Origin of the sequence: Rhodococcus sp. NPDC059179, from assembly GCF_042754885.1 — a bacterium.
Taxonomy (GTDB): Bacteria; Actinomycetota; Actinomycetes; order Mycobacteriales; family Mycobacteriaceae; genus Rhodococcus_G.
Map to the genome: position 1 here is coordinate 1 of NZ_JBHZBV010000002.1, position 11,954 is coordinate 11,954.

General features: G+C 69.9%; 11 protein-coding genes and 1 rRNA gene. All 12 read left to right on the forward strand.

Annotated elements, in window-relative coordinates:
• The first annotated feature begins 179 nt into the window (after nucleotides 1–179).
• Nucleotides 180–296 (forward strand): 5S ribosomal RNA (rrf, locus tag ACFXMV_RS05075).
• An 84-nt stretch (nucleotides 297–380) separates the two neighbouring features.
• On the forward strand, nucleotides 381–1,325 hold the full coding sequence (locus ACFXMV_RS05080; RefSeq protein ID WP_378503176.1) for a tetratricopeptide repeat protein: 945 nt from the start codon (nucleotides 381–383) through the stop codon (nucleotides 1,323–1,325).
• Nucleotides 1,322–2,326 carry an HAD-IIA family hydrolase gene (locus ACFXMV_RS05085; protein ID WP_378501372.1) on the forward strand — a complete coding sequence of 335 codons (1,005 nt, stop codon included), beginning with the start codon at nucleotides 1,322–1,324 and terminating at the stop codon, nucleotides 2,324–2,326. Before ACFXMV_RS05080 ends, ACFXMV_RS05085 begins: the two co-directional genes overlap by 4 nt.
• An 80-nt stretch (nucleotides 2,327–2,406) precedes the next feature.
• Nucleotides 2,407–2,637, forward strand: a complete 231-nt coding sequence (locus tag ACFXMV_RS05090) for a hypothetical protein (protein ID WP_378501371.1) — start codon at nucleotides 2,407–2,409, stop codon at nucleotides 2,635–2,637.
• 1 nt (nucleotide 2,638) lies between these two features.
• Nucleotides 2,639–3,454: a TlyA family RNA methyltransferase gene (locus ACFXMV_RS05095; RefSeq protein WP_378501370.1), complete on the forward strand. Its 816-nt coding sequence runs from the start codon at nucleotides 2,639–2,641 to the stop codon at nucleotides 3,452–3,454.
• A 62-nt stretch (nucleotides 3,455–3,516) separates the two neighbouring features.
• Complete coding sequence (locus ACFXMV_RS05100) at nucleotides 3,517–4,470, forward strand: NAD kinase (protein WP_378501374.1); 954 nt, start codon at nucleotides 3,517–3,519, stop codon at nucleotides 4,468–4,470.
• The gene (recN, locus tag ACFXMV_RS05105) at nucleotides 4,460–6,241 is read left to right on the forward strand and encodes a DNA repair protein RecN (RefSeq protein ID WP_378503175.1); all 1,782 of its coding nucleotides are present in this window, start codon (nucleotides 4,460–4,462) and stop codon (nucleotides 6,239–6,241) included. Before ACFXMV_RS05100 ends, recN begins: the two co-directional genes overlap by 11 nt.
• A gap of 70 nt (nucleotides 6,242–6,311) precedes the next feature.
• On the forward strand, nucleotides 6,312–7,496 hold the full coding sequence (gene steA, locus ACFXMV_RS05110) for a putative cytokinetic ring protein SteA (protein ID WP_378499465.1): 1,185 nt from the start codon (nucleotides 6,312–6,314) through the stop codon (nucleotides 7,494–7,496).
• Nucleotides 7,493–8,446: a copper transporter gene (locus ACFXMV_RS05115; RefSeq protein WP_378499466.1), complete on the forward strand. Its 954-nt coding sequence runs from the start codon at nucleotides 7,493–7,495 to the stop codon at nucleotides 8,444–8,446. Before steA ends, ACFXMV_RS05115 begins: the two co-directional genes overlap by 4 nt.
• A gap of 156 nt (nucleotides 8,447–8,602) precedes the next feature.
• Complete coding sequence (locus ACFXMV_RS05120; protein ID WP_378499467.1) at nucleotides 8,603–10,354, forward strand: CTP synthase; 1,752 nt, start codon at nucleotides 8,603–8,605, stop codon at nucleotides 10,352–10,354.
• 13 nt (nucleotides 10,355–10,367) lie between these two features.
• Nucleotides 10,368–11,015, forward strand: a complete 648-nt coding sequence (locus ACFXMV_RS05125; RefSeq protein WP_378499468.1) for an NUDIX domain-containing protein — start codon at nucleotides 10,368–10,370, stop codon at nucleotides 11,013–11,015.
• Entirely contained in the window at nucleotides 10,964–11,938 is a 975-nt protein-coding gene (locus ACFXMV_RS05130) for a site-specific tyrosine recombinase XerD (protein WP_378499469.1), read from the forward strand. The genes ACFXMV_RS05125 and ACFXMV_RS05130 overlap by 52 nt, the downstream gene beginning before the upstream one ends.
• Nucleotides 11,939–11,954 lie beyond the last annotated feature (16 nt).

Genomic DNA, 11,954 nt, shown 5'->3' on the forward strand with positions numbered 1-11,954 from the left:
AGCACGGTAACGTGTGCAGGTGACTGGTACTAATAGGCCGAGGACTTACCACAAAGAAGCTACGCGTCCACTGTGCGGTATCTGAAACAACACACAGATACCATTCACCCCCAACAACACACCCATCAGGGTTTGTTGGTTCGGGCGGGGGAATTGAATGTGTGACAGTTTCATAGAGTTACGGCGGCCATAGCGGAGGGGAAACGCCCGGCCCCATTCCGAACCCGGAAGCTAAGCCCTCCAGCGCCGATGGTACTGCACTCGACAGGGTGTGGGAGAGTAGGACACCGCCGAACATCCGTTACCGAAAGGGGACCCAATATACTGGGTCCCCTTTCGTGTTTTTTGTGCATAGCGTGTGTTGTCTGAAAGGAGATGCTGTGTCGGACAACAACGAAGACCGTCGTTCGTATGGGAGCGGCGGATCTGACCGCAGTCGTTCGGGTGAGAATCGTGGTGTAGGCGCCGGCGGCCCCCGCGGTGGGAGAAGCGATGGCCCCCGAGGCAACACCGGCGGCGGAGCCCGTGGCGGCAGTGGCGGTGGACGCCCCGATCGGCGTGGCGACGGTCCGCCGAGGCGTCGCGGCGGCGAGGGCAGTTTCGGACCGCCCCCGCGCGACGGCGGTGCGCACGCCGAGCGCCGTGCCCCGCGTCCCGAGGAACCGGACCTTCCCGAGGACGTTCAGGCGGGCGAGCTGGACCCCGCGGTTCGCCGCGACCTGCTCAGCCTCGACAAGTCCAACGCCAACGCGGTCGCCCGTCACCTGGTGATGGCGAGCAAGCTGATCGACGACGACCCGCGTCTGGCGCTGGCGCACGCGCGGGCCGCCCGTCAGCGGGCCGGTCGGGTCGCCGTGGTCCGGGAGACCGCGGGCATCACCGCCTATCACGCAGGCGAATGGGCGGAAGCACTCTCTGAGCTCCGCGCCGCGCGCCGGATGGCAGGCGGACCCGGTCTGCTCGCCGTCATGGCCGATTGCGAGCGTGGCCTCGGCAGGCCCGAGCATGCGATCGAGCTCGGGCGCAGCGACGAGGCCCGCACCCTCACCGGCGACGAGGCGACCGAACTGCGGATCGTAGTCGCCGGTGCCCGGATGGACCTGGGTCAGTTTGACCAGGCCGTGGTGACCTTGCAGACGCCGGATCTCGATGCGGCGAAGGATGGTCCCACCGCGGCCCGCCTGTTCTACGCGTATGCCGACGCGTTGGTGGCGGCGGGCCGGGTAGAGGACGGACTCAAGTGGTTCCTCAACTCCGCGGCCGCGGACCACGAGGGCGACACCGACGCAGAGGATCGTGTGGCCGAGCTGTCCGGCGACCAGTGACGCTGGAAGCCTCGCCGTCGCTGCGTGAGCTGCACGATGTTCTGCTGCTCGACCTCGACGGCACCGTGTACCAGGGCGCCCACGCGATCCCCGGTGCCAGGGAGGCGCTGGTCGGTGGGTCCGCGCGGCTGTTCTACGTGACGAACAATGCGAGCCGAAGCCCGCTCTCCGTCGCACAGCACCTGCGCGAGCTGGGGTTCCCGGCCGACGAGGCCGAGGTGGTGACGAGTTCACAATCTGCCGCACGGTTGCTCGCGGAGGCGCTCGAGCCGGGCTCGGCGGTGCTGGTGATCGGCACCGAGGCGCTCGCAGAGGAGGTCCGCCTGGTCGGGCTCAAGCCCGTCCGCAGATTCGACGAGAACCCCGCGGCCGTCGTTCAGGGGCATTCCACGGAGACGGGCTGGGCGATTCTCGCGGAGGCGACCCTGGCGATCCGGGCTGGAGCGTTGTGGGTCGCCTCGAATGTCGACACCACGCTCCCCACCGAACGTGGGTTGTGCCCGGGAAACGGCGCGATGGTGGCAGCGGTGCGGGCCGCGACCGGTCGCGAGCCGCTGGTCGCGGGCAAGCCCGCCCGCCCGTTGATGGACGACGCGTTGCTGCGCAGCGGATCCGAGCGCCCGCTGGTGGTCGGCGACCGGATCGACACGGACATCGCAGGGGCGAACTCGGTCGGGGTTGATTCACTGCTGGTACTGAGCGGGGTCAGCACTGTCGCGGACCTGCTGCGTGCGCCCGAGCCGCTTCGACCCACCTACCTGGCCTCGCGATTGGCCGAGCTCGATCGGCCCGCCGCCCGGTTGCGTATGCGCGAGCATCCAGCGGTGAGCATTCGACGCGAGGGCACCGACCTGGTCGTGCGCTGCGATCAAGCCGCCGAACCGGAGCGCCTCGACGTGGTTCGAGCTGTGCTCGCCGCGGCATGGGCGGAACCCGAGTTCGACGGACTCCGGGCGGCCGACCCCGTCGCCGCGGTGGCCGTGGCGGACCTCGTCGGCTGATATTCAGGCGGTGCGGCGTGCCGGCTACGCCGTGTCGCGGTGTGGGCGAGCGGGCGTCCAATCGGCTAGCGTTGGCCCCGATGAGTACGCCGATGCCACGCCCCGGGCAGCACCTGCCCGGACCCCCGCCCACCGTCGATCCCGATCGTATCCACGCGGAGGTCGACGGGCTCCTTGCGCGCCTGGACTCGGTGGGGTCCGCGGCCGAGGACGGCGCCGACGGTCACGGCCGCATCCCGGGGCAGGCACACCTCCTCGAGCGGGCGCACGAGGTTCTGGTGCAGGCGCTCGCCACAGTGGACAAGATCTGAGGTGGCTCGGCGCGCACGAGTCGACGCCGAGCTGGTTCGGCGGGGATTGGCTCGATCAAGAGAACACGCGGCCCAGCTGATCGGGGCAGGCCGGGTCCTGATCGCGGGAACCGTCGCGGTCAAGGCGGCGACTGCGGTGGAGGCGGGCACCCCGCTCCTGGTCACCGAGGAGGTCGACGAGGTGTCGTGGGCGTCGCGTGGCGCACACAAGATCCTCGGCGCGCTGGAGGCGTTCGAGCCTGCGGGGCTCTCCGTCGATGGCAAGCGCTGCCTCGACGCAGGCGCGTCGACCGGCGGCTTCACCGACGTCCTGCTCAGCCGTGGTGCCCGCGAAGTGGTCGCCGTCGACGTCGGGTACGGACAGCTGGTGTGGCGCTTGCAGTCCGACGACCGCGTCACCGTCGTGGACCGGACCAACGTGCGATCGCTGGAGCCGGAGCAGACCGGGGGACCGGTCGATGTGGTGGTCGCGGACCTGTCGTTCATCTCGCTCAAACTCGTCCTGCCTGCCTTCGTGCGGTGCACCGCCGACGGCGCGGACCTGGTGCCGATGGTGAAGCCGCAGTTCGAGGTCGGTAAGGACCGGGTCGGTTCCGGTGGCGTCGTGCGCGATCCGGCCCTGCGGATCGAGGCGGTCGTCGAGGTCGCCGAGGCCGCGGACGCGCTCGGCCTCCGGACCCTCGGGGCGGTCGCCAGCCCCCTACCCGGGCCGTCGGGCAACGTCGAATACTTTCTGTGGCTGAGGAAGCAGGCCGAACCCGGGGTGGATTCGGTGCGCGAGGTCATCGAGCGAGCGGTACAGGAGGGGCCCCAGTGACACCGGGACCGGAACGAGGGACACCGGAACCTGGACGAGGGAGTCCGGAACAGGGGACGGGGCTGCGCGAGATCCTGGTCGTCGCGCACACCGGCAGGGCCGAGATCACCGCGACCGCGCTGCGCGTGGCCAAGATCTTCGAGAAGGCAGGCATCGGACTGCGGGTGCTGGCGACGGAGGCCGACCGGACCGATCCCACCGCGGCGCACGATCACGACTCCTTCCGGTTGCCGGACCTCGCTTTGCGGGTGGTCGAGCCCGGTCCGTCGGCGGCCGTCGGCTGCGAACTGGTGCTGGTGCTCGGCGGCGACGGGACCTTCCTGCGCGGAGCCGAACTGGCTCGCGCCGCGTCGATCCCGGTGCTCGGCATCAACCTCGGCCGGATCGGGTTTCTCGCCGAGACCGAGGCCGAGCATCTCGAAGAGGCCCTGGCGATGGTGGTCCGGCGCGAGTACCGCGTCGAGCACCGGATGACGCTCGACGTGATCGTCCGAGTGGAGGACGAGGTCATCGACCGCGGGTGGGCGTTGAACGAGGCCAGTATCGAGAACGTCTCCAGGCTCGGCGTGCTCGAGGTGGTGCTCGAGGTGGACGGGCGTCCCGTCTCGTCGTTCGGCTGCGACGGCGTGCTCGTCGCAACGCCTACCGGATCGACGGCATACGCGTTCTCCGCGGGCGGCCCGGTGGTGTGGCCGGAACTCGAGGCGCTGCTGGTGATTCCGAGCAACGCGCACGCGCTGTTCGCGCGCCCGCTGGTGACCAGCCCCGAATCGCTGATCGCGGTGGAAACGTTCGCGGGTGGCCACAACGGACTTGTGTTCTGCGACGGCAGTCGCACCATGAGCCTGCCCGCGGGCGGCCGGGTGGAGGTGGTCCGCGGCGGCGAACCGGTGAAGTGGATCCGGCTCGACTCGGCACCGTTCGCGGACCGGATGGTCCGCAAGTTCGAGCTCCCGGTCAAGGGTTGGCGGGGCAGAAGGGCCGACGGGGAAGGGAGCAACGCCAATGCTCGCTGAAATCCGGATCGACGGTCTCGGCGTCATCTCCCACGCGGACGCCCAGTTCCATGAGGGATTGACGGTCCTCACCGGTGAGACCGGAGCGGGCAAGACCATGGTGGTCACCAGCCTGTACCTGCTCAGCGGCGCGCGCGCCGACGCGGGCCGGGTGCGGCTCGGTGCCGACCGGGCGGTCGTCGAGGGCAGGTTCTCCACCGCAAACGCCTCGGCACGGGTGACCGCGGAAGTCGACCGGTTGCTCGAGTCGACCGGGGCGGAACGCGACGAGGACGGCACGATCATCGCGCTGCGCACTGTCGGCAGCGATGGCCGCTCCCGCGCCCACCTGGGCGGACGAGGCGTGCCTGCTGGGGCGCTCTCCGAGCTGACCGGCCCCCTGCTCACCGTGCACGGCCAGAACGACCAACTCCGGTTACAGCGCCCCGATCAGCAGCGGCAGGCGCTCGACGAGTTCGGCGGCGCGCCGATCGGATCGCTGCTCGACAAGTACCGGGCGCTGCGTGCGGAGTGGATCGAGGCGCGCGACGAACTCACCGAGCGCACCCGCAGCAGCCGCGAGCTGGCGCAGGAGGTCGACCGGCTCGAGTTCGGACTGAACGAGATCGACACCGTGGCGCCCCAGCCGGCCGAGGACGTGGCGATCGTCTCCGACGTGCGGCGTCTGAGCGACCTCGACTCGCTGCGGTCGGCCGCGGCGGCCGCGCAGGTCGCCATGCTCGGCGGGGCGGCCGCGCCCGACGACGCGGACGGTGCCGCGGACGGCGTCGGCGCGCTCGACCTGCTGGGGGAGGCCCGCTCCCGGATCGAGTCCTCCGACGACCCGGCGCTGACCGGGCTCGGCCCGCGTCTTGCCGAGGCCATCGCCGTGATCACGGACCTGTCGGCCGACCTGACCGGCTACCTCGCCGAGCTGCCCTCGGACCCGGGTGCCCTCGACACCCTGCTGAACCGGCAGGCCGAGCTGAAGTCGCTGACCCGCAAGTACGCGGCCGACGTCGACGGGGTTCTGGAGTGGGCCGAGCAGGCCCGCGAGCGGCTGACCAAGATCGACGTTTCCGCCGAGGCTTTGGCGGCGCTGGCGTCCCGAGTCGACGACTGTTCGGCGGCACTGGCGGTCGCCGCCACCGCGCTGAGCCAGGCCAGGACGAAGTACGCGGTCAAGCTCGCCAAGGCGGTGACCACCGAACTCGGTGGGCTCGCGATGGGGAAGGCCCGACTCGAGGTGACCGTGCAGCCTCTCGTCGCTGGCACACAGGACTCCGCGCCGCTGACGGTGGACGGCCGTGCGGTGCACGCCGGGTCCGCGGGAATCGACGAGGTGGAGTTCCGCCTCGCCGCACACAGCGGCGCGCAGGCCCTCCCGATCAGCAAGAGCGCCTCCGGCGGTGAGCTGTCGCGGGTGATGCTCGCCCTCGAGGTGGTGCTCGCGGGCGCCGAGAGCAGCGCGACGATGGTGTTCGACGAGGTCGACGCAGGCGTGGGTGGTCGGGCCGCGGTGGAGATCGGTCGGCGCCTGGCTCGCCTGGCGCGCACCCACCAGGTGATCGTCGTGACGCATCTGCCGCAGGTTGCCGCGTTCGCCGACACCCACCTCGTGGTCGACAAGGTGGACGGTCGCAAGGGCGCGGACAGCGGGGTGCGCACCCTCACCGACGGCGAGCGGGTGGTGGAGCTGGCTCGGATGCTGGCCGGCCTCGACGACACCCAGACCGGACGCGCACACGCCGAGGAACTGCTGGCGACCGCGAAGGCCGCTCGTACCGACTAGCGTTGCCGCCTGCCAGTTGGGTCGGCGCGCCTCCGCTGGTCCGGGCCCCGTCGGGGTCATCATCGATGGCATGAAGATGCCGTCCCTGTTGTCACGAAACACCGAATCGTTGCCGGGGATCAGCGGCATCGCCCGGGTCGACCAAGACACGACGAAGCTGTTGCGTCGCGTCGGCCCCGGCGACATCGTGGTCCTCGACGAACTGGATCTCGACCGGATCACCGCCGACGCGTTGGTGGAGGCCGGAGTGCTCGCGGTCGTCAACGCGTCGCCGTCCATCTCGGGGCGCTACCCCAACCTCGGACCCGAGGTCATCGTCGCGAACGGCATCACGCTCATCGATGCCGTCGGCGACGAAGTCTTCAAGAAGGTCAAGGACGGCGCCAAGGTCCGCCTCAACGAGGGCGGTGTCTACAGCGGCGAACGCAGGCTCGCCAAGGGCGTCGAGCAGAGCGAGGCCGAGATCTCCGACCTCATGATCGAGGCCAAGACCGGGCTGGTCGATCATCTGGAGGCGTTCTCCGGCAACACCATCGAGTTCATCAGGACCGAGAGCCCGCTGCTCATCGACGGGGTCGGGGTTCCCGACATCGACGTCGACCTGCAGGACCGGCACGTGGTGGTCGTGGCGGACGGCACCGACCACATCGCCGATCTGAAGAACCTCAAGCCGTTCATCAAGGAGTACTCGCCGATCCTCATCGGCGTCGGCGCCGGCGCGGACGCGTTGGCCAACGCCGGCTATCGACCGGACCTGATCGTCGGTGACCCCGAGGACATCAGCAGCGCCACCCTCAAGTCGGGTGCCGAGGTGGTGCTCCCGGCCGACCCGGACGGCCACGCGAAGGGGCTCGAACGGATCCAGGACCTAGGCATCGGGGCGATGACCTTCCCTGCCTCCGGCGCGCCCGCGGACCTGGCGCTGCTGCTCGCCGACCATCACGGCGCCTCGCTGATCGTCACGGTCGGCAGCACCGTGTCGCTGGACGAGTTCTTCGACCGGGGTCGGCGGGAGAGCAACCCGGCGGCCTTCATGACCCGCCTCAAGGTCGGCCCGAAGCTGGTCGACGCGAAGGCGGTCGCGACGCTGTACCGCAGCCGTGTCTCGGGGGGCGCGATCGCCTTGCTCGTGCTGGCCGCACTGACAGCGGTGATCGTCGCGCTGGTCGTCTCCAACATCGGCGGCGAGGCCCTCGACTGGGCCATCGCGACCTGGAACAGCTTCGCGACGTGGGTACAGGGACTGCTCAAGTGATTTCTATGCGTCAACATGCCATTTCGATAGCGGCGATCTTCCTGGCGCTGGCCGTCGGTGTGGTGCTCGGATCGGGAACACTCTCCGGCGGTCTGCTTTCCGGGCTGCGCGACGACAAGTCGGAGCTGCAAGGCCAGGTCAACGCGCTGCAGGAAACAAACAATCAGCTCGGGCAGCAGCTCAACTCGGCGGACGGATTCGACGCAGCGGTGTCCGGCCGAGTGGTCCGCGACGCGCTCGCCCAGCGCACCGTGATCCTGGTGACCTCCCCGGACGCCGATCCGGGCGACCTCGAAGGGGTCACCCGGATGATCGGGGCGGCGGGCGGGACCGTGACCGGCCGGGTCTCGCTCACCGACTCGTTCGTCGACGCGGCCAACGGCGATCAGCTGCGCACCACGATCACCAACGTCATCCCCGCGGGCGTCCAGCTCAAGACGGGCGCCGTCGACCAGGGCAGCCTCGCGGGCGACCTACTCGGTTCGGTGCTCCTCCTGAACGCCCAGAACGCGCAGCCGCAGAGCACCCCCGAGGAGCTGGCGCTCGCACTCGAGACGCTGCGCTCGGGCGGATTCATCGCCTATGACAACGGGTCGGTCAAGCCGGCCCAGCTCGCCGTGGTGCTCACCGGCTCCGGCAAGGCCCCGGACGGGTCCGAGGGCGGCAATCGGGGCGCCATCATCGCGCGTTTCGCGGGTGCGATGGATTCCCGCGGCGCGGGGACCGTCCTCACGGGCCGTCCAGGAGCCGCCGACGGGAACGGGCCGATCGCCGTGGTCCGGTCCGACACGGCGCTGTCCTCGGGTGTCTCGACCGTCGACAACGTCGACCGGGAGGCGGGCCGCGTCACCACCGCGCTGGCCCTGCAGGAGCAGCTCGGTGGCCATGCGGGTCGCTACGGCACCGGACCAAACGCGACGTCGATCACAGTCGGCGCTCCGGCCGGCTGAGATCACAGCGATGACCGGCCCACGGGGCGATGACCAGCGGTTCGCGGCGCGTCATGCGGATAAACCGACGCGTTGGTGTTACCGTGAAGTCCCGTGGGTCGGCAGGCCCCAGCTCTACCATTAGCCAAGCCCTGCAAGGTCGTCACGGGAGCACTTTTGCCACTTTCACGCAGTCAATCGCGTACCGCCACCAAGCACATCTTCGTCAGCGGAGGCGTCGCGTCGTCGCTCGGCAAGGGTCTGACGGCGTCGAGCCTCGGGCAGCTGCTCACCGCCCGCGGGTTGCGGGTGACCATGCAGAAACTGGATCCGTATCTCAACGTCGATCCGGGCACCATGAACCCGTTCCAGCACGGCGAGGTGTTCGTCACCGAGGACGGCGCCGAGACCGACCTGGACGTCGGGCACTACGAGCGCTTTCTGGACCGGGACCTGTCCGGGTTCGCCAATGTCACCACCGGCCAGGTCTATTCGACGGTCATCGCCAAGGAGCGGCGCGGCGAGTACCTGGGCGACACGGTCCAGGTGATCCCGCACATCACCGACGAGATCAAGAGCCGGATCCTCGCGATGAGCGGTCCGGACGCGGAGGGCCAGAGCCCGGACGTGGTGATCACCGAGATCGGTGGCACCGTCGGCGACATCGAGTCGCAGCCGTTCCTCGAGGCGGCACGGCAGGTCCGTCACGACATCGGCCGGGACAACGTCTTCTTCCTGCACGTCTCCCTGGTGCCGTACCTCGGCCCCTCCGGTGAGCTCAAGACCAAGCCCACCCAGCACTCGGTTGCGGCGCTGCGGAACATCGGTATCCAGCCGGACGCGCTGATCCTGCGTTGCGACCGCGAGGTGCCGCAGCCGCTGAAGTCGAAGATCGCGCTGATGTGTGACGTCGACGTCGACGCCTGCATCTCGACGCCCGACGCGCCGTCCATCTACGACATCCCGAAGGTGCTGCACCGCGAGGGGCTCGACGCCTACGTCGTGCGCAAGCTGGGCCTGCCCTTCCGCGACGTCGACTGGACCGTGTGGGGCGCGCTGCTCAAGCGCGTGCACGAGCCGCGCGAATCGGTTCGGGTCGCGCTGGTCGGCAAGTACGTCGACCTGCCGGACGCGTACCTCTCGGTGACCGAGGCGCTGCGGGCCGGTGGGTTCGCGCATCGCGCCAAGGTCGAGATCGACTGGGTGCCCTCCGACACCTGTGAGACCGAGGCGGGCGCGCAGGAGAAGCTCGGCGAGGTCGACGCCGTGCTGATCCCCGGCGGGTTCGGTATCCGCGGCATCGAGGGCAAGCTCGGCGCGATCCGGTTCGCCCGCACCAGGGGGATCCCGCTGCTCGGCCTGTGCCTTGGCCTGCAGGCCGTGGTCATCGAGGCCGCCCGGTCGGTGGGTCTCGACGACGCGAACTCCGCGGAGTTCGAACCGGACACCAAGCATCCGGTGATCTCCACGATGGCCGATCAGGAGGAGATCGTCGCGGGTGAGGCCGATCTCGGCGGCACCATGCGTCTTGGTGCCTACCCGGCGGTCCTGGAGAAGGGCTCGGTCGTGGCGCGCGCATACGGCTCCGAGAAGGTCTCCGAGCGGCATCGGCACCGGTACGAGGTGAACAACGCCTACCGGGACCGGATTGCGAAGAGCGGCTTGAAGTTCAGTGGCACCTCCCCGGACGGGCATCTCGTCGAGTTCGTCGAACTGCCGTCGGACAAGCATCCGTTCTTCGTTGCGACGCAGGCACATCCGGAGCTCAAGAGCCGTCCGACGCGTCCGCACCCGCTGTTCGCCGCGTTCATCGGCGCCGCGCTCAAGTACAAGGCCGCCGAGCGGCTCGAGGTGGACGTGCATCCGGAGGACGCCCGCGAGTCAGCGGCGGACGACGCCGAATCGGTCGACGCGCCGATCGTGCGTTAGCCCGCAGGCACGCATGAGCAGGCCGGGAGAGCACGAGTTCGAAACCCTCGACTCGCGAACCGTGTACGAGGGCGGCATCCTCACGTTGCGGGTCGACCGGGTGGCCATGCCCGGCGGCCGCGCGGCGAACCGTGAGGTGGTCGAGCACTACGGCGCCGTCGCGGTCGTCGCCGTCGATGAGCGCGACCGGCTGATCCTGATCAACCAGTACCGGCATCCGCTGGGCAGGCGGGTCTGGGAACTGCCCGCCGGACTGCTCGACGAGGCGGACGAGGATCCCGTCGACGCGGCGCGGCGTGAGCTGGCCGAGGAGACGGGCCTCGCCGCCGAGCACTGGTCGGTACTGGTGGACGTGGCGGTCTCGCCGGGGTTCACCGACGAGGTCGTGCGGGTGTTCCTCGCGACCGGGCTCAGCGACGTGGATCAGCCGACCCCGACCGACGAGGAGGCCGACCTCGAGGTCGACCGGGTCGCGGTCGACGAGGCCGTCGGCAGAGCGCTGTCGGGGGAGATCGTCAACGCCACCGCGCTGTCCGGGATCCTGGCGCTCGCCGCGGCCAGGGCTCGTGACGGCGGCGCGAACTCGGCGGGGCGACCGGCCGATGCGGAATGGCCGGATCGTCCGGTGGCGATGGCGCGGCGCAGGCACGACGGGCGATAGTGCTCGCCGGTCAGGTGGGGACGTACCTCGACCATCTCGCGGTCGAACGTGGGGTGGCGGCGAACACCCTCAGCTCGTATCGGCGTGACCTGGTGCGCTACCAGCGGTACCTGTCGGATCGGGGGATCGATGATCTCTCGAGGGTGTCGGAACGAGAGATCAGCGGCTTCGTCGTCGCGCTGCGCAGGGGCGATCCCGCGGCGGAGGTTCCGCCACTCGCGCCGAGTTCGGCGGCTCGGGCGTTGATCGCGGTGCGCGGGCTGCACAAGTTCGCGACCGCCGAGGGCCTCACCGCCGTCGACGTGGCGCGGGAGGTCAAGCCGCACGCGCCCGGCCAGCGGTTGCCGAAGTCGTTGCCGGTCGATCAGGTGCTGGCGCTGCTCGAGGCCACCGGGGGCCCGGATGCCGCCGACCAGCCGCGGGCCCTGCGCGATCGGGCCCTGCTCGAGCTCCTCTACTCGACGGGCGCCCGCATCTCCGAGGCGGTCGGGTTGGACATCGACGACATCGACGCGGTCGACCGCGCCGTGCTGCTGCGCGGTAAGGGCGGCAAGGAGCGGGTGGTGCCGATCGGCAGGCCGGCGATCGCCGCACTGGAGGCGTACCTCGTCCGCGGGCGTGCCGTGCACGCGATTCGCGGTGGACCAGCGGTGTTCCTGAACATTCGTGGCGGACGCCTGTCCCGGCAGAGCGCGTGGCAGGTGCTGCGCAGCGCGGCCGATCGGGTGGGCATCGCGGAAGGGGTGTCGCCGCACACGCTGCGTCACTCGTTCGCCACCCACCTGCTCGACGGTGGAGCCGACATCCGGGTCGTGCAGGAGTTGCTCGGGCACGCCTCGGTGACGACGACGCAGATCTACACCCTCGTGACGGTGGGGGCGCTGCGCGAGGTGTGGGCGGGAGCGCATCCGCGGGCGCTGTGAGTGCACTCAAGGACCT

Bases quoted from the DNA above. Each gene is read 5' to 3' on its own strand.
- ACFXMV_RS05125 (WP_378499468.1), top strand. From the start codon at position 10,368: ATGAGCAGGCCGGGAGAGCACGAGTTCGAAACCCTCGACTCGCGAACC.
- steA (WP_378499465.1), top strand. From the start codon at position 6,312: ATGAAGATGCCGTCCCTGTTGTCACGAAACACCGAATCGTTGCCGGGG.
- recN (WP_378503175.1), top strand. From the start codon at position 4,460: ATGCTCGCTGAAATCCGGATCGACGGTCTCGGCGTCATCTCCCACGCG.
- ACFXMV_RS05090 (WP_378501371.1), top strand. From the start codon at position 2,407: ATGAGTACGCCGATGCCACGCCCCGGGCAGCACCTGCCCGGACCCCCG.
- ACFXMV_RS05130 (WP_378499469.1), top strand. From the start codon at position 10,964: ATGGCCGGATCGTCCGGTGGCGATGGCGCGGCGCAGGCACGACGGGCG.